Annotated in this window: 1 protein-coding gene; it reads left to right on the top strand. The window is 40.3% G+C overall.

The genetic code is table 11. The annotated features are described in order from the left end of the window. Positions 1-350, top strand: a 350-nt coding sequence (locus ACXIUA_RS00640) for a hypothetical protein (protein ID WP_457975898.1), incomplete at both ends; no start/stop codon positions are given.

Below are 350 nucleotides of genomic sequence, written 5' to 3'. Positions count from 1 at the left end.
GCATCCACCTTCTTGCAACAGAGACCAAGGACATAATCTCTGTCATGACAGTGATGTCAGGCACGACACAACTGGCAAGGACCTAACAGAAGCAGAAGATGTTAAGAAGAGGTGGCAAGAATACACAGAAGAATTATACAAAAAAGATCTATATGACACAGATAATCACGATGGTGTGATAAGTCACTTAGAGCCAGACATCCTGGAATGTGAAGTCAAGTGGGCCTTAGGAAGTATCACTACAAACAAAGCTAGTGGAGGTGATGAAATTCCAGCTGAACTATTTCAAATTCTAAAAGATGATGGTATGAAAGTGCTGCAATCAATATGTCAGCAAATTTGGAAAACTC

This window comes from Corynebacterium sp. UMB8791, assembly GCF_054166365.1.
The sequence above is the reverse complement of the archived record's forward strand: the minus strand, read 5'-3'. Positions and strand labels throughout refer to the sequence as shown.